The organism is Kribbella sp. NPDC003505, assembly GCF_040610875.1.
GTDB lineage: Bacteria > Actinomycetota > Actinomycetes > Propionibacteriales > Kribbellaceae > Kribbella.
Genome location: NZ_JBEXNA010000009.1, coordinates 212,533 through 229,684, shown reverse-complemented (window position 1 = coordinate 229,684; position 17,152 = coordinate 212,533). Strand labels below are relative to the sequence as shown.

The 17,152-nt window shown below is 69.9% G+C and carries 16 protein-coding genes; 14 read left to right on the top strand and 2 right to left on the bottom strand.

Annotation, left to right across the window (positions count from 1 at the left end; genetic code table 11):
• Positions 1-38 precede the first annotated feature (38 nt).
• From ABZX12_RS29190 to ABZX12_RS29145, 10 genes are all read left to right on the top strand, one after another.
• A complete protein-coding gene (locus ABZX12_RS29190) occupies positions 39-431 on the top strand; it encodes a hypothetical protein (protein ID WP_355698281.1) in 393 nt (130 codons plus the stop codon).
• 82 nt (positions 432-513) lie between these two features.
• A complete protein-coding gene (locus ABZX12_RS29185; protein ID WP_355698280.1) occupies positions 514-1,623 on the top strand; it encodes a GNAT family N-acetyltransferase in 1,110 nt (369 codons plus the stop codon).
• Positions 1,595-2,545, top strand: coding sequence for a potassium channel family protein (locus ABZX12_RS29180; protein WP_355698278.1), 951 nt, complete (start codon positions 1,595-1,597; stop codon positions 2,543-2,545). Before ABZX12_RS29185 ends, ABZX12_RS29180 begins: the two co-directional genes overlap by 29 nt.
• A 71-nt stretch (positions 2,546-2,616) precedes the next feature.
• Positions 2,617-3,519, top strand: coding sequence for a zinc metalloprotease (locus ABZX12_RS29175; protein WP_355698276.1), 903 nt, complete (start codon positions 2,617-2,619; stop codon positions 3,517-3,519).
• 6 nt (positions 3,520-3,525) lie between these two features.
• Complete coding sequence (locus ABZX12_RS29170; protein ID WP_355698274.1) at positions 3,526-3,966, top strand: cupin domain-containing protein; 441 nt, start codon at positions 3,526-3,528, stop codon at positions 3,964-3,966.
• A 136-nt stretch (positions 3,967-4,102) separates the two neighbouring features.
• Entirely contained in the window at positions 4,103-5,107 is a 1,005-nt protein-coding gene (locus tag ABZX12_RS29165) for a LacI family DNA-binding transcriptional regulator (RefSeq protein ID WP_355698272.1), read from the top strand.
• Positions 5,104-6,027: a sugar ABC transporter permease gene (locus ABZX12_RS29160; RefSeq protein ID WP_355698270.1), complete on the top strand. Its 924-nt coding sequence runs from the start codon at positions 5,104-5,106 to the stop codon at positions 6,025-6,027. Before ABZX12_RS29165 ends, ABZX12_RS29160 begins: the two co-directional genes overlap by 4 nt.
• The gene (locus ABZX12_RS29155; RefSeq protein WP_355698269.1) at positions 6,024-6,872 is read left to right on the top strand and encodes a carbohydrate ABC transporter permease; all 849 of its coding nucleotides are present in this window, start codon (positions 6,024-6,026) and stop codon (positions 6,870-6,872) included. The genes ABZX12_RS29160 and ABZX12_RS29155 overlap by 4 nt, the downstream gene beginning before the upstream one ends.
• Before the next feature lie 8 nt (positions 6,873-6,880).
• On the top strand, positions 6,881-8,158 hold the full coding sequence (locus ABZX12_RS29150; protein ID WP_355698267.1) for a sugar ABC transporter substrate-binding protein: 1,278 nt from the start codon (positions 6,881-6,883) through the stop codon (positions 8,156-8,158).
• A complete protein-coding gene (locus ABZX12_RS29145) occupies positions 8,158-9,291 on the top strand; it encodes an ADP-ribosylglycohydrolase family protein (RefSeq protein ID WP_355698265.1) in 1,134 nt (377 codons plus the stop codon). Before ABZX12_RS29150 ends, ABZX12_RS29145 begins: the two co-directional genes overlap by 1 nt.
• A 3-nt stretch (positions 9,292-9,294) precedes the next feature.
• Here ABZX12_RS29145 and ABZX12_RS29140 read toward each other — a convergent pair whose 3' ends face one another.
• Together ABZX12_RS29140 and ABZX12_RS29135 are read right to left on the bottom strand one after the other, a co-directional pair.
• Entirely contained in the window at positions 9,295-10,116 is an 822-nt protein-coding gene (locus ABZX12_RS29140; protein ID WP_355698263.1) for a hypothetical protein, read from the bottom strand.
• A gap of 12 nt (positions 10,117-10,128) precedes the next feature.
• On the bottom strand, positions 10,129-11,700 hold the full coding sequence (locus ABZX12_RS29135; protein ID WP_355698262.1) for an alkaline phosphatase D family protein: 1,572 nt from the start codon (positions 11,698-11,700) through the stop codon (positions 10,129-10,131).
• Between the two features lie 80 nt (positions 11,701-11,780).
• Here ABZX12_RS29135 and ABZX12_RS29130 point away from each other — a divergent pair, with 80 nt between their 5' ends.
• The 4 genes from ABZX12_RS29130 to ABZX12_RS29115 are packed head-to-tail and all read left to right on the top strand — an operon-like array spanning position 11,781 to position 17,140.
• Positions 11,781-13,091 carry an ADP-ribosylglycohydrolase family protein gene (locus ABZX12_RS29130; RefSeq protein WP_355698260.1) on the top strand — a complete coding sequence of 437 codons (1,311 nt, stop codon included), beginning with the start codon at positions 11,781-11,783 and terminating at the stop codon, positions 13,089-13,091.
• Entirely contained in the window at positions 13,069-13,974 is a 906-nt protein-coding gene (locus tag ABZX12_RS29125) for a ribokinase (RefSeq protein ID WP_355698258.1), read from the top strand. Before ABZX12_RS29130 ends, ABZX12_RS29125 begins: the two co-directional genes overlap by 23 nt.
• A complete protein-coding gene (locus tag ABZX12_RS29120; protein WP_355698256.1) occupies positions 13,971-15,959 on the top strand; it encodes an SUMF1/EgtB/PvdO family nonheme iron enzyme in 1,989 nt (662 codons plus the stop codon). Before ABZX12_RS29125 ends, ABZX12_RS29120 begins: the two co-directional genes overlap by 4 nt.
• Positions 15,956-17,140: a CoA transferase gene (locus ABZX12_RS29115; RefSeq protein WP_355698254.1), complete on the top strand. Its 1,185-nt coding sequence runs from the start codon at positions 15,956-15,958 to the stop codon at positions 17,138-17,140. Before ABZX12_RS29120 ends, ABZX12_RS29115 begins: the two co-directional genes overlap by 4 nt.
• Positions 17,141-17,152 lie beyond the last annotated feature (12 nt).

The window sequence follows — 17,152 nt, the reverse complement described above, 5'->3', positions numbered from 1 at the left end:
ACCGCATGCCGACCCGGCGCAGTCAGTAGGCTCGACGCATGGCAGGCGCGGGGAAGGCGAACGGGAAGCTCGCCAAGAACTTGGTCAAGTACGGCGTGCGGTACGGACCGCTCGTCGTCGAGGCGGTCCGGCACGGGCGCGAGCCCGCACAGCAGGCGCTGCAGGCGGCCTGGGCGAAGCGGTCCGCGCGCCGCAAGGCGGTCGAGCACGTTCTCACCGTGCGCGAGGGGTCCTTGTTGAAGGTGATCAAGGACGGGCAGGCGATCTTCTTCGTGTTCTCCGGCGACGCGATCGTGACGACCTACCCCGCCGTACCGCAGAGCAGCTACCCCGAGCTGCTCCGGCACGCCGACCTCGACAATCGTGAGCCGGCCGCCGCCCTGACCGCCCAGCGGCCGAACATCCTGCTGCTGGTCCGCCGGAAACGTTGACGCGCGCGTAACATCCCGGACCCGGCCGGGCAACAGGCCGGACGCAGAGTGGAAGGACGTTTCCACGAGGGAGGGCGTCCGCATGCTCTGGAAGATCAGGACCGAACTCGCCGACCGGCCCGGTGCCCTGGCCGAACTCGCTGCACGGTGTGGTGCGGACGAAATCAACATTCTCAGCCTCGAGGTCTTCACCGCCGAGACCGGCGCCGTCGACGAGCTGGTGGTCTCCACCGGCGTCGGCTGGACCGCCGACGACCTGACCGCGCTGGCGGCCGAGGCCGGCTGCGTCCGGACGACGGTCCGGCCCTGCCAGGCCGACGTCCTCAGCGACGCCCCCACCCGGTACCTGCGCGCCGTACTGCGGCTGATCGACGACCCGGTGTCGGTCGACGACGAGCTGGGCAACCTGCAGGGGTTCGACGAGTACACGCCGGCCGAGTGGGCCCGCGCGGATGTGCTCGTCGAGATCGCCGGCCGGCTGGCCGAGCGGTTCGAGACGCCGGAGGGGCCGCGGCCCGGGACCGGCGTACCCGACCTGCGGCTCGCGACCGTCGAGGACGCCGACGCCGTGGTCGCGATGCACGACCGGTGTTCGTACGAGAGCCGCACCCGGCGCTACCACGTGCCGATGCCGAAGCTGACCGCCCGGACCGCACGGCACCTGTCGGCGCCGGCCGGCGGCGTGTCGGTCGTCGCGTGTGTCGACGACGCCGTGATCGGGATGGCCACGGCCGCGCCGTGGGAGGAGCTGGGCAGCACCACGATGGAGATCGCCGTCCTGGTCGAGGACGGCTGGCAGGGGCAGGGCCTCGGGCTGCGGCTGCTGCGCCAGGTGGTCGGGGAGGCCCGGGCCCTCGGCGCCGACCGCGTGGTCTGCATGGTGCAGCCGGAGAACCACGCGATGCTGCGCACCCTGGAGCGGTTGCGGATGCGCTCCCGGGTGATCCGGGACGGCGACAGTCTGATGGTGAGTGTCGCACTGTCCGACCGGAGCCTGTCGCATGCGGTGGATCGACCGCCGGTGCAATATCGTCAGACCCGTGCCACCCCTTCCCACCGGTCGGAACCCCCACGGTCTGCTGGTCAACCTGCCCGCGAGCACGCGCTCGCCGCTCTTTCAGCTCTTCAGCCGATTTCTGATCGCGCTGGGGCTGCTGACCGTGATGGTGCTGATCGTGGTGGTCGACCGTGACGGCTACAAGGACAGCTACGACGGCAGCGTCGACCTGATCGACGCGATCTACTACGCAACCGTCACGCTCACCACGACCGGGTACGGCGACATCACGCCGGTGACGCCGACCGCCCGGCTGGTGAACGCCTTCATCGTCACTCCGCTGCGGATCGCGTTCCTGGTGGTGCTGGTCGGTACGACACTGGAAGTGCTGGCCAACGAGGGTCGCCGGATCATGCGCGACACGCGCTGGAGGAAACGGATGAAGGACCACACCATCGTCGTCGGCTACGGCACCAAGGGCCGGGCCGCGGTGCAGACCCTGATCAGCAACGGCGTGAAACGCGACGAGATCGTCGTGATCGACCCGCGCGCGCAGGCGATCGGTGACGCGGGCAACGACCAGATGGCCGCCTTCCACGGCGACGCGACGAACCGGACGGTGTTGCGCCGCGCCGAGGTGATGACCGCGCGCGAGGTGATCGTGACCACCGACCGGGACGACTCGGCCGTGCTGGTCACGCTCGCCGTGCGGCAGCTGAACCCGAACGCGCACGTCGTGGTCGCGGTCCGCGAGGAGGACAACGTGCCGTTGCTGCGGCAGAGCGGCGCGGACGCCGTGGTCACCTCGTCGGAGGCGGTCGGCCGGCTGCTCGGACTGTCCGCGGTCAGCCCGAACCTCGGCGAGGTGATGGAGGACCTGCTGACCTACGGCGAGGGCCTCGAGGTCGCCGAGCGCCCGGTCCTCGGTCGCGAGGTAGGCAAGCCGCCGTCCGCCGTACCGGACCGGGTGGTCTCGGTGGTCCGCGACGGCAAGGTGCACCGGTATTACGACTCCAACGTCTCGGTCCTGGCCGCCGGCGACAAGCTCATCGTCGTCCGTCCCGCCAAGGAGACCCCGTGGGCCGAGCGCCCGGGCGCCGAAGAGGACGACGAGTAGCCCTTCCGCCGTACGGCTGCCCTGCTTAGAGTCGGATTGCCTGGGGGACCGACTCATGGCAGGGGGCAGTCATGAAGTGGAACAGAGCAGCGCGGGCGGTCGCCGTCGTGGCACTGGTGGGCGCCGGACTGAGTGGGACGCAGAGTCAGGCCACGAGCCTGCCGAGCGGAGACGCCTGTGTCTCGGAGGACAGCGTCGTAGCGGCGCGCGGAGGGCCGCGGGAGCCGAACCTGGGGCAGGTCGCCCAGGAGTTGCCGGCGTCGGCGCAGGGCAAGGCCAAGCCCGGGTTCAGGGCGACGGTCCCGGTGTACTTCCACGTGGTCACGAACGGGACGATCGGGTCCCTGACGAGCGCCCAGATCGCGGCGCAGATCGACGTACTGAACAACACGTACGCCGGTGGTGAAGGCGGAGCCCGCACCGGGTTCAGCTTCACGCTGGCGGGCGTGACGCGGACCGACAACGCGGCCTGGTTCGCCGCGAACCCGGGCGGTGCCGACGAGAAGAACATGAAGCAGGCTCTGCGCACCGGCGGAGCGGGCGACCTGAACCTGTACTCGACGACCGCCGGCGACTACCTCGGATGGGCCTACCTACCGAGCATCGTGACGACCAACCAGGCCTACTTGGACGGCGTCGTGATCGACTGGGAGTCCTTCCTCGGTACGTCGACCACGTACGCCGGACGCTACGACCAGGGTGAGACCTCGACGCACGAAGTCGGGCACTGGCTCAACCTGGAACACACGTTCGCCGGCAAGTGTGGCTCGAAGGGCGACTTCGTCGACGACACCCCGGCGGAGAAGACGCCGACCTCCGGATGCCCGGCCGGCAAGGACACCTGCCAGGCGCCGGGCGACGACCCGATCCACAACTACATGGACTACTCCTACGACTCCTGCTACACCGAGTTCACGCCCGGACAGGCGCAGCGGATGGCTGACGCATGGTTGCTCTACCGAGCGGGCAACTGACTGGGCATGACCTTCGACCGCGGCATCGTCGTACGGCCGGCCGCCGGTGAGACCTTGCGCGTGCTGCTCGACAGTTCGGGCAGCGACAGTGCGCTGAGCGTCGTCGAGATGACGCTCGAGGTCGGGTCCGGTGGCCCGCCACTGCATCTGCACCCCACGCATGCGGAAGGTTTCTACGTCCTCGCGGGCGACCTGACCGTGCAGCTGGGCGACGAAGTACTCACCGGCGGACCGGGGACCTGGGCGTGCGCTCCGAAGAACACCCCGCACACGCTCGCCAACCTCGGCACCGAGCCGGTCCGCCTCCTGTGCCTCTTCGCCCCCGCCGGCTTCGAACGCCGCTTCCAACGCATGCTCGCCGACCCCGTCACCGCCGAGACGCTCGAACGTACCGAAGCCGAGCTTCAAACCCGACTCCTCGGCCCACCTCTCACCGCGCGGCCCTGACCCGCCCCTCCTCTGCGCCGTGAGGTCACGGTCCGGTTGCGGTGGGGGATGTGAGCTGCGTGATGTTGACCGGGAAGCTTCAGCGTCCTACTGTCTGGCCTGTAAACGATTACAAGAACGATTACAGGAGGTCGGCGTGAGTCGTCCGACGATCGCTGGGGTGGCCCGGGCGGCCGGGGTCTCGGTGGCGTCGGTGTCGCGGGTGCTGAACGGGCTGCCGGCCACCGAGGAGATGGTCGAGCGGGTGCAGCGGGCGGTGTCGGAGCTCGGCTACGTGCCGGACGCGCGGGCCCGGTCGCTGAAGGTCGGGCGGACGTTCCAGCTGACGCTGGCGGTCGCGGACGTCGGCAACCCGGTGTACGTGACGATGATGCGGGCGGTCGAGGAGGTCGTGGCCGCGGCCGGCTACCGGCTGGTGGTGACGACGACCGGGCCGGACGTGGTGGACGAGGTCGCGCTGGTTCGGGGGATGGCGCGCGGGTACGCCGACGGTCTGCTGATCAGCCCGCTGCGCGTCGACGAGGATCTGGTGAAGTCGATCCGCGAATGCGAGGTACCGGTGGTCGTCGCCGGTAACGTCCCGGCCAAAGCGGGTGTCGACACCGTGCGGGCGAACTCACCCAAGGGCATGCTGCTCGCCGTCGACCACCTGGCGTCCCGCGGCCGCACGCGCATCGCGTTCCTGAACGGTCCCGCCGACACGGTTCCCGGTGCGGCCCGCGCGAAGGGTTTCACCGAAGCCCTGAAGGCCTACAACCTCGAGCCCGTCGCCGCCACGGAGGCAGCCGACTTCACCTTCGCCGCAGGACGTTCTGCCGGACGGCAGCTGCTGACGACCTCCGGTGCGGAGCGGGTCGGGTTCGATGCGGTGGTGTGTGCGAACGACTTGCTGGCCGTGGGGTTGATGCACGAGCTGGCGGCGGTCGGGTTGCGGGTGCCGGAGGACGTTGCGGTGGTCGGGATGGACGACAGTGAGCTGGCCGAGCAGAGCTTCCCTCCGTTGACGAGTGTGAACCTCGGCTCCGCCGAACGTGGCCGCCGGGCGGCTGAGTTGCTGTTGGCAAGGATCGAGGACAACGACCGGACGCCGCGCCGCATCGTCGTCCAGCCGTCGTTGAGTATCAGGAGGTCCACGCCGTGACGGCAACAGTGACCGCGCCGCCGGCGCCGGTGACGAAGAAGGGCCGAAAGCCGCGGCAGAACCGGGAAGCGATCCTGCTGTTCCTGCCCGCCTTGCTGCCGGTGCTGATCCTGAGCGTCTACCCGCTGATCCGCGGTATCGCGCTCGGCTTCACCGACGCCCGCGCCGGCCTGCGGGTCGACACGAACTTCGTCGGCTTCGACAACTTCGCCAAACTCCTGCACAACGACCTGTTCTGGGACTCGTTCCGGATCGGCGTGATCTGGACCCTGTCGGTCACGATCCTGCAGTTCGTCGCCGCGCTCGGCCTCGCACTGCTGCTGAACACGAACCTCAAATTCCGCGGCGTCGCGCGCACCCTCGCGCTGATCCCCTGGGCGATGCCCCCGGTCGTCGTCGCGATCATGTGGCGGTTGCTGCTGCACCCGACCAACGGCCCGGTCAACGAGATCCTGCAGAAGCTGCACCTCACCGACCATCCGATCAACTTCCTCGGCGACTTCAACACCGCGCTCCCGGCCGTGATCGTCGTCGGCATCTGGGTCGGCATGCCGATGACCACGATCACCCTGCTCGCCGGCCTGCAGGGCATCGACCGCACTCTGTACGAAGCGGCCGCGGTCGACGGCGCCGGCGCCTGGAGCCAGTTCTGGAACATCACGCTTCCGCAGCTGCGGACCGTGATCGTCGCGATCACCAGCCTGGACATGATCTGGAACTTCAACTCGTTCGGCCTGGTCTACGTGCTGACCGCCGGCGGCCCGGGCGGCAAGACGATGCTGCCGATGTTGTTCGCGTACAACGAGGCGTTCCGCTACGGCAACTTCGGGATGGCCGCGGCGATGGGCGACGTGATGGTGGTCATCATCATCGCGTTCCTGTTCTTCTACCTGCGGAACCGGCTGAGGAGCGAGGCATGAGGCGGCGCCGCTTGGGTACGCGTCCCGCGACCCGCTTCCTGCAGTACGTCGCCGTCGTCTGCTACCTGGTCTTCCTCGGCTTCCCGCTGCTCTGGCTGATCTCCAGCTCGCTGAAGTCGCCGCAGGAGTTCGCCAGTATCACGCCCAGCCTGCTGCCGAAGCACTTCGACCTGTCCAACTACAGCGACGCGCTGAACGAGCAGGGCCTGGTCCGCGGTCTCGGCAACAGCCTGCAGATCTCGATCTACAGCACCATCCTGGTGCTGATCGTCGCGCTCCCGGTGTCGTACGCGCTGGCCCGGTTCCGCAGCCGGCTGCGGCCGCTGACGAACGGGTGGATCCTGGTCAGCCAGGTGTTCCCGGTGATCCTGATCGTGATCCCGCTGTTCATGATCCTGCGCCCGCTGCACCTGACCAACACGATCCCCGGCGTGGTGATCGTGTACATGGTCTGGTCGCTGCCGTTCGCACTGTGGATGCTGCAGGGGTACGTCGCCGCGGTCCCGCGCGAGCTCGAGGAAGCGGCCTCCGTCGACGGCGCCGGCCGGGTCCGGACGATCGTCTCGATCGTGATGCCGCTGCTGCGGCCGGGCCTGATCGCGACCGCGATGTTCACCTTCATCTCGGCGTGGAACGAGTTCTTCTTCGCCCTGGTCCTGCTGCAGGACCCGCAACTCAAGACCCTTCCGCTGGTGCTCGCCCGGTTCGTCGGGGCCGAGGGCCAGGTGCAGTTCGGCCCGCTCGCCGCCGCCTCCGTGCTGGCCACCGTCCCCAGTCTCGTGTTCTTCGCCTTCCTTCAGCGCCGGTTGACCTCCGGCTTGCTGAGCGGCGCAGTCAAAGGTTAGGAGAGATAATGAAGAAGGTATTGACCGCGTTGCTGGCGGCGGGAGCGCTGGTGACGCTCGCCGCGTGCGGGGGCAACAGCGACGACAGCGGTTCGGGGTCGTCGACCGAGAAGGTGACGCTGAAGTTCCAGAGCCTCGCCTTCCAGAAGACCACGGTCGCCGCGACCAAGAAGATCGTCGCGGACTGGAACGCCGCGAACCCCAACATCCAGGTCGAGTACGTGCAGGGCAGCTGGGACTCCGTGCACGACCAGCTGGTCACCCAGTTCCAGGGCGGGACCGCGCCGGACATCATCCACGACGAGTCCGCCGACATCACCGGTTTCGTCAACCAGGGCTACCTCGCGGACCTCTCGCCGTACCTGAGCCAGGACACCAAGGACGCCGTCGGTCAGGGCGTCTGGGACACGGTCTCCAAGGACGGCAAGATCTACGCCGCGCCGACGCTCCTGCAGTCGTACGTCGTGTTCGCGAACTCCGCGATGCTCAAGCAGGCCGGGATCACTGCGACCGGTGACTCGCTGAGCTGGGACGACCTGGCCGCCGATGCCAAGAAGCTGACCGCGGGCGGGAAGTTCGGACTCGGCTGGGGCCTGAAGAGCCCGACCGCGACGATGCTGAACCTCGGCCTGAACTTCGACGCGAAGTACTTCGACGGCTCCGGCAAGGACGCGAAGGCGACCATCGGCGACGCCGAGCTCGAGGTGCCGAAGCGGATCCACGCGATGGCCTACGACGACAAGTCGATCGACCCGACGTCGCTGACGCAGAGCGGTTCGGACGTGCTGCCCGGGTTCTACGCCGGCAAGTACGGGATGGTCGTGGCCGGCAACTACGTCGCGCAGCAGATCCTCGAGGAGGCGCCGAAGACCTTCCAGTGGGAGGTGCTGCCGCCGCTGAAGGGCACGAGCAGCAAGCAGGCCGCGAACCCGCAGACGCTGTCGGCGCCGGCCGAGGGCAAGCACATCGAGCAGTCGGCGAAGTTCATCGACTACTTCATGAAGGCCGAGAACCTGGCCGCGGTCGGTCAGGGCGACTGGCTGATCCCGACCACCCAGGCGGCGCGGGACGCGGTGCAGCAGGCGACCGGCGGCAAGAACGGCTGGCAGCAGATCCTGGCCAGCGGCGCCGAGCTGACCAAGGCGCCGTTCCAGAGCGTGGAGAACTACCCGCAGTGGAAGGACCAGATCGCGACGCCGGCGTTCCAGCAGTACCTGGCGAACAAGACCGACGCGGCGGCGCTGGGCAAGAAACTGAGCGACGGATGGGGTCAGGTCAACAACTGATGTCCTTGATCGAGGAGAAGGCAACGGGGGTCCTCGTCGGGTCCGCGGTCGGTGACGCGATCGGCGGAGCCGTCGAAGGCTGGACACCGGAGGCGATCCGGGAGCGGCACGGCGGCTGGGTGACCGGCATCGTCGGCCCGTGGTACGACGACTGGCGGACCGCCCGCCCGATCGCGCCGTACCACAAGGGCGACGGGCACATCACCGACGACACCTTGATGACGCACGCCCTGGTCGAGGTGTACGACGAGCGCCGGTCGCACCTGGACGCCTACGCGGTCGCCGAGTCGCTGGTGCCGAAGATGCTGAACGGGACCCGCTGGGTCCCCGAGCTCGAGGCCGACGCGCTGCTGCTGCAGCGGGTGTTCCTGGCCGAGAAGTGGCTGGTCGCCCGCCTGCACTACGGGCACGTCGATCCGCGCGAGGCGGGTGTCGGCAACATCGTGAACTGCGGTGCGGCGATGTACATGGCACCGGTCGGGATCGCCAACGCCGGCGATCCCGAAGGCGCGTACGCCGAGGCGCTCGACGTCGCCGGTGCGCACCAGTCGAGCTACGGACGGGAGGCGGCCGGCGTGTTCGCGGCCGCCGTCGCCGCGGCGATGACGCCGGGCGCAACACCCGCGTCGGCGGTCGAGGCTGCTGTGGCGCTGGCCAAGGACGGCACTCGGAGGGCCGTCGAGGCGGTCGCCGAAGCGGCCGACGGCGTGACGGACTGGGAGGAGGCGATTCCCGTGCTACGGAAGGCGATCGAGCCGTACGACACGGTCGGTCCGAACTACCGTGAGCTGTCGATGGACGCCCGCCGGCCGAGCCGTACCAAAGCGATCGAAGAGCTTCCGGTCGCGCTCGGGTTCGTCCTGGTCGCCGAGGGAGACGTACGGCGGGCTGTCCTGGGCGGCACCAACTACGGGCGCGACGCGGACTCGATCGCGTCGATGGCGGGCGCGGTCACCGGAGCTTTGCAGGGCCACGACGGCGTACCGTCCGACTGGGCGGAGCGGATCGCCGAGGCCAGCAAGACCGATCTGGTGGCGCCGGGTCGTGTCATGGCGTCCGTCGTACGGGACATCCGGGCGGCCGACGCCGAGCGGTGGGCCCGGCGTGCGGCCGCGTTGGATGCGCTGGTCTGAATGTCAGTTGGCGTACGCCTCGAGCTCGACGATCCGGGAGTACCCGTGGTCGTTGGAGTCGTGGATGACGAGCTGGACGGCGTCGACCGCGCGGGGCTCGAAGGTGATGACCAGCCGGCCTGCGGTGTTGTCCCGAACCTCCTCCATGGTCGTCCATACACCGTCGTTCCGGACTTGGACATCGAAGTCGCGGATGCCCATCACGGCCGCGGGGTACTTGGCCGAGTCGAGGGTTTGGAGGACGACTCGGCCGATGGCGGTCGGCTGGACGAAGTCGACGCCGTAGCTGTCGGGGAAGACGCCCTTGGTGTTGTCGTGCCAGCCACTGGCGCCCCACTGTTCGGAGTCGGCGTTGCCGTCGACGCCGCCGCACAAGCGCATGTTGCCATTGGTGGAGGATGCGACGGCCTGTTCGCCGAGCAGCAGGTTGTCGCGCGCAGGGACGGGCTTGATCACGACGGGTACCTGCAGGTGCTGCTTACCAACGGTCAGGTCGACGGAGTACGTCGCGGGCGCGGTGCCGCGCGGGACGGTGACCTCGAGCGGCGCCTTCACGAGCTGATCGACCGGCAGGTAGCTGGAGAACTGGTGCCGGGACAGCGTGAGGGCGGCGTCCCCGGTGACACGCAGGTCGGCGATCGTGGGTTTGCGGCCGGTGTTGGTCATGCCGAGCGTCAGCTTCCCGGCCGGGAAGCACGGCAGCGGCACGACTTCCACGGGCTGCGGCGTGGCGCTGATCTCGACCTGGTTGTTGCCGCTGGCAACGGCAACGGCGGGCACCACGAGTGTGAGCGGGACGGCGGCGAGGGCGATGCGTCGGAGCATGGGCTGGTCCGTTCAGGCGAGATGGGTTCCGGGACGGCCGTCCTCGACGACCAGGGTGGCGCGCGTGGACGCCGTACCGCCGGGCGTGACGACGCGGTCGACGACACGGAACTCCGACGTCCACTGCGTCCGGTCGAGCCGGCAGCTGAGGTAGCCGCGCTGGACGTTCTGGTACTTGACGTGCGGGTTCTCGGCGAGCAGCGCGCGCCCGGTGGCGTCGGCGTCGACACCGTCCTTGCCCGACGAGATCGACGTGGTGACGAACTCGGACCCGATCGCCGGCGTGGACGGATCCGCGAAGTCCACCCGCAGGTCGGAGGCGACGCTGCGGTGCAGGTCGCCGGTGAGGACGACGAAGTTGCCGACGCCGCGGTCCCGGACGCCGGACAGCACGCGATCGCGCGCGGCGGCGTACCCGTTCCAGGTGTCCATCGGAAGCTCGAGCTCCGGCCCGGTCTTGCGGTCGAGCTGGGCCATGGCGACCTGCTGCGCGACGACGTTCCAGCGGCTCGTGGAGGATCCGAGCGTGTCCAGGAGCCAGCGTTCCTGGGCGGCGCCGGTGATGGTGCGCGCCGGGTCGGTCGACACCTCGTCCGGCGGCAGCCATCCACCGGTCGACGTCTGGTCGTCGCGGAACTGCCGCGTGTCGAGGATGCTCAGGTCGGCGGTACGGCCGTACCGGAGGTGGCGGTGCAGGCGGATCGACGGGCCGTCGGGGGACTGGTCGAGACGCAGCGGCATGTGCTCCCAGTAGGCCCGGAACCCGTTCGCCCGGCGGACGAGGAAGTCGTCGTACGGGATGCCGTCCTCGGACACGTACCCGGCCCAGTTGCCCTCGACCTCGTGATCGTCGAGCGTGACGATCCACGGCGCCGCCGCGTGCGCGGCCTGCAGGTCGGGGTCGGTCTTGTGCAACGCGTACCGGGCCCGGTACTCGTCGAGCGAGAAGATCTCGCCGGCGAAGTCGACCGGTACGGACTGGTTGCGGACGCCGGCGGTCGGTCCGACGCCGACCTCGTAGATGTAGTCGCCGAGGAACAGCACGACATCGTGCTCCCGGCGTACGACGTCCTGGTAGGCGGTGTAGAACCCGTCGTAGTACGCCTGGCAGGACGCGACCGCCAGCGTCACGGCCGGCTCGTCGGACGGCGCCGGCGCGGTCCGGGTCCGACCGGCCGGGCTGATCTGACCGGCGGCGCGGAACCGGTAGAAGTAGTGCCGCCACGGCCGCAGTCCCCGGACGTCGACATGCACGGTGTGCGCGTACTCCGGACGGGCGTGCGCCGTACCTCGGCGTACCACTCTGCGGAACGACTCGTCCTCGGCGACCTCCCACTCGACGTTCATCGGGCGGTCGTCCATCCCGCCGAACGGTTCGAGCGGACCGGGCGCGAGGCGGGTCCAGATGACCACGGCGTCCGGCAGCGGATCGCCCGACGCGACGCCGAGCGTGAACAGCGGTCGGTTGTCGGTGCGATGCGATATCCCTACCGCATCGACAAGTTCGGGGAGGTTTCCGGTAAGAGCGAGCGCGGCGGCGGTTCCGGTCAAGAAGCTGCGGCGGGTGACAGCTGTTCGGGACATGGCCGGAAGTATCAGGCCGCGCCGACTGAACGATCCAGGTGTGCGTTTCGCCTGGCGCAACAGGGGAAGGAAGAGCCTCGATGAGATTGACCTGGGTGCAGCCGGAGGACCTCCTCCCGCACCAACTGGTCCAGGCGCGGTCGGAGGGCGTCGACGTCACGGATGTCCAGGCCCGCTGGCTGGCTGCCGGCGGGACCACGGACGCGCCCGTGTCGGGCGCCTCCGACGAGCCCGCGACGCCCGCGCTGCGGGCACTCGCCCGCGAGTTGCTGGACGTGCTCGACGCCCGGACCGGAGACTGGCGCGAGCCGGTGATCCCGGAGCTGCCGTCGCTGGGTGAGCCGGTCGATCTCGAGACCCGCACGCTGAACGCCTGGCTCGGCCGGATGGCCGGGAACCTGCTCGGCAAGCCGGTGGAGAAGATCCCGCGCGAGGGTATCCGGGAGATTCTGGCCACCTCCGGTCAGTGGCCGCTGTCGCAGTACATCACCGCGGCCGGTGTGCCGGACGAGGTGCAGCGGCGCTGGCCGTGGAACCGGCGGTCCAAGGTGAACAGCCTGCGCGAGGTCATCGACGGCATGCCCGAGGACGACGACATCAACTTCGCCATCCTGGCGCTGCTGATGATGGAGCGTTTCGGGCCGGACATGACTACCGAGGACGTGGCGCAGAGCTGGCTCGGCGACCTGCCGGCCGGCCGCGTGTTCACCGCCGAGCGTGTTGCCTACCGCAACCTTCTGGAAGGGGTCGAGCCGGCCCGCGCGGCCGTCGTCGGGAACCCGTTCCGGGAGTGGATCGGCGCCCAGATCCGGACCGACGCCTACGGCTGGGCGCATCCCGGCGACCGCACGGCGGCCGCGCGGCTCGCGCTGGTCGACGCGCGGCTCAGTCACACCGGCGCCGGGGTCGACGGCGCGCTCTGGGTGGCCGCGATGTCCGCGGCCGCGCTGGTGCTCGACGATCCGGTCGAGGCCGCGGTCGCCGGCCTCGACGTGGTGGGCGGTCAGGGCGCGATCGCCCGCGCGGTCCGCTTCGGCCTCAGCCTCGCCGACGCCGAGCTGGACGACGCGCTCGACGCGCTGCACCACGAGTACGGCGACCTGCACTGGGTGCACGCGGTGAACAACACCGCCCTCACCGCGTATGCGCTGACCGCTCCGGATTTCACCACGGCGATCGGCCGCGCGGTGATGGGCGGCTGGGACACCGACTCGGCCGGTGCCACCGTGGGCGCGGTTTTTGGCGCGACGCGCGGGGTTCCGGCAGAGTGGTCCGCACCACTGGACAATCGGGTGGCCACCAGCCTCCCGGGGATGAACCAGATCGCGATCGACGAGCTGGCGCGGAGGACTGTGGAGGTGGCCCGGGGTGGAGCCTGTCGTGGTAGCTGATGTGTTGGTGGTGGGGAGCGCGAATGTGGATCTTGTGCTGCCGGTTCAGCGCATTCCACGTCCGGGTGAGACGGTTCTCGCCGGTGCGATGACGCGCGGTCCGGGCGGCAAGGGCGCGAACCAGGCGGTCGCCTCGGCCCGCGCGGGCGCCCGGACGGCGATGGTGGTCGCGCTGGGTGACGACGACGGCGGCGCGCTGCTGCGCGACGCGCTCGAGGGTGTGGACCTGTCGCTGGCGACGACCAGCGACGCCCCGACCGGTACGGCGATCATCACGGTCGAGGACGGCGGTGAGAACTCGATCGTCGTCGCCCCGGGCGCGAACGGCGGGCTGACCTTGTCCGCGGCCGCGCTGACCGCGATCGGCGATGCGAAAATCGTTCTTTCTCAATTGGAGATCCCGTTCCCGACGGTGCAGGCGGCGGCCGCGGCGGCGAAGTACTTCGTGCTCAACGCGGCACCGGCCGCGGAGCTCCCCGACGAGCTGCTCGCCGAGGTGGACCTGCTGGTGGTGAACGAGTCCGAGGCCGAGGCGATCGCCGGGCCGGACCGGTCCGCGCTGCTGAAGCAGGTGCCGGCCGCGGTGGTCACGCTCGGCGGGGCGGGCGCGGTGATCCTGACCCGCGAGGCCGAGGAGATCGCGGTTCCCGGCGTACCGGTCGAGGTCGTGGACACGACCGCGGCGGGGGACACGTTCTGCGGAGTACTGGCCGCCACGTTGGCTGCCGAATCAGCTAACGACTCGATCACGGCAAGCGACCTGACGAACGCGGTCCGACGCGCTACCGTTGCTGCTTCATTGAGTGTTCAGGCCGCGGGGGCGATTCCCTCCGTGCCGCACGGGGATGCAATCGACGCGCGTTATGCGGAGGTGTACCTGTGAATCCGCTCGAACCGCGGCCCATCGACCTTCCGGCGAAGGTCGATCTCGGGCTCCGGGCCGACCTGTCGTTCCTGGACGACGCCAAGATCCTCGGCGCCCCGGAGGACCCCGCCGACCTGCCGCGGTGGCGCGCCAAGCTGGCCGAGTGGCGGTTCGGCGCCTTCGAACGGACCAGGTACGACGGCTCGCACTACGACGAACCCGGTCGCGCCTGGACCCAGACGGCGTACTCGGTGGCGCTGGTCTGGCTCTGGGACGACCTGCTCTACAACGTTGAGACGGGGCGCTTCACGCCGGAGAAGTTCGTCGAGCACGGGATCGCCGAGTTCGGCGGGTACGACGCGATCGTGCTCTGGCACGCCTACCCGGTGATCGGGATCGACGACCGCAACCAGTTCGACTTCTACCGCGACGTCCCCGGGCTGCGTGAGCTGATCGACGACCTGCACCGGCTCGGCCTCAAGGTGTTCTTCGACTACAACCCGTGGGACGTCGGCACCCGCCGCGCGGACCGCTCGGACGCCGACGAGTTCGCTGCGCTGGTCACCGACTACACGGTCGACGGTGTGTTCCTGGACACGCTGAAGGAGGGCGACCCGGAGTTCACCCGCGCGATCCGGCAGGCGAACCCGGCGATCGCGCTGGAGGGCGAGTCACGGTTGCCGATGGCAAGGATCGGCGACCACGCGCTGTCCTGGGCGCAGTGGTTCGCCGACACGGACGCGCCCGGCGTGCTGCGGGCGCACCTGTTCGAGCGCCGGCACATGATGCACCACACCCGCCGGTGGAATCGTGACCACAGCGACGAGCTGCAGTCCGCCTGGGTGAACGGCGTCGGCATGCTGGTCTGGGAGTCGGTGTTCTCGGCGTGGGTCGGGTGGAACGCCCGTGACCGCGCGACGCTGCGCCGGATGGTCGCCGCGCAACGGGCCTTCGCGCCGGTGCTGATCAACGGGGACTGGATCCAGCTGACGCCGGAGATCCCGGAGAAGGCCCGCGACCACGGCGTCCACGGGTCCCGGTTCGACCTGGCGGACATCACGTTCTGGACGTTGATCAACCGCCACGACGAGGACTTCGACGGCATCGTGCTGCGCTCCGAGGACCAGGTCGGCGACTGGTACGACGTGACGACGGGCGTCCCGATCACCGCGGACGACGACGGTGTCCATCTGGTCGTACCGGGCCGCGGCGTGGCCGGTATCGTCCGCGTCGGCGCCACGGCCGGCGCCTCCTGCCGGGCCACCGCGCGCCGGCTGGGCACGATGCCGCGCGCCCATGTCGACGAGTCCGCGTTCCCGATGCGGCCGGCCGAGCGGGTCGTCGCGCCACCGGTCGCCGGTCCCGCCGAGATCGGCCCGGCGGTCGACGTACCGGCGGGGGAGCAGACGCTGATCGTCCGGCACCGGCGGCGCGAGACCGGCCTGTACGACACCGCGCCGTACGTCGAGGAGTGGAAGCCGCTGCCGCCTCGCCTGCACGACATCCAGACCGTGACGCGTGAGGTGTCGCTGCCGGGATGCTCGGTGGCTGTCGCCGAGGTGACCAACGCGGAGTACCTGACGTTCCTGCAGGCGACCGGCTACCGTCCGCTCGTCGCGAACCGGTTCCTGAAGCACTGGGTCGACGGCGCGCCCGTCCCCGGGACCGAGGACCAGCCGGTGACGTACGTCGACCTGCCGGACGCCCGGGCGTACGCCGCCTGGCGTGGCGGACGGCTGCCCAGCGAGGACGAGTGGCAGGTCGCCGCGCTCGTCGAGGGGTTCACCCGGCGCGAGCCGTTGGTGTGGAACCTGACCGAGAGCGAGCACCGCGACGGCCGCAGCCGGTTCTGCATCCTGAAGGGCGGCTCGCACTACGTCGCCGAGGGCTCCGACTGGTACGCCGACGGCGGCCCGCAGGAGCCGGACGTCAGCTTCAAGCTGGTCCTCACCGGCGGCGGACTGGACCGCTCGCAGACCATCGGCTTCAGGTGCGCGGGATGAGACCTGCTGCACTCGACGGCGTGAAGGTGCTGGAGGCGGCGACGCTGTTCGCGGGGCCGTTGGCAGCGACCTTCCTGGGCGACTTCGGCGCCGACGTCACGAAGATCGAGCACCCGTCCCGGCCGGACGCGGCGCGCACGCACGGCGCCTCGAAGGACGGTGTCGGGCTCTGGTTCAAGACCCTCGGCCGGAACAAGCGGCTCGCGACACTTGACCTGTCCCGCGGCCGGGAGGTGTTCCTCGACCTGGTCCGGCAGAACGACGTCCTGGTGGAGAACTTCCGGCCCGGGACGCTGGAGCGCTGGGGCCTCGGTCCGGACGTGCTGCTGGCGGCGAACCCGCGGCTGGTGATCGCGCGGGTGACGGCCTTCGGGCAGGTCGGGCCGTGGTCGCGGCGTCCCGGGTTCGGGTCGCTGGCCGAGGCGATGAGCGGGTTCGCGGCAGTCACCGGCGAGCCGGACGGCCCACCGACGCTGCCGCCGTTCGGCCTCGCGGACGGGATCACCGCGCTCGCCACGGCGTACGCCGTCCTGGTCGCGCTGCGCGGACGGGACCGGTCCGGGGCCGGGCAGGTCATCGACATGGCGATCATCGAGCCGATCCTGATGATGCTCGGCGGCGGCATCACGGCGTACCAGCAGACCGGGTACGTGCAGCCCCGGCTGGGGAACCGCTCGTCGAACAACGCTCCGCGCAACGTCTACCGCACCGCGGACGGCCGCTGGGTGGCGGTGTCGACGAGCTCGCAGAGCATCGCCGAGCGGGTGCTGACGCTGGTCGGGCGCGCCGATCTGGTCGCGCAGCCCTGGTTCGCGACCGGACGCGAGCGCGCCCAGCACGCCGACGAGCTCGACGAGGCGGTCGGGTCGTGGATCGCGGCGCGGTCGCTGGAGCTCGTGATGGAGGAGTTCGAGAAGGCCGAGGCCGCGGTCGGGCCGGTGCACGACATCCGCGGGATCATGACCGACCCGCAGTACGCCGCGCTCGGGACGATCGTCAGCGTGGACGACGACGAGCTGGGCCCGGTGCAGATGCAGAACGTGCTGTTCAGGCTGTCCGAGTCGCCGGGGGAGATCAAGTGGGCCGGGCGGCCGCACGGTGCGAACACCGACGAGGTGCTCGCCGAGATCGGTGTGACGCCGGATCAGGTGGCGGCGCTGCGGGCAGCTGGAGTGGTGTGAGGGGGTGTTGAG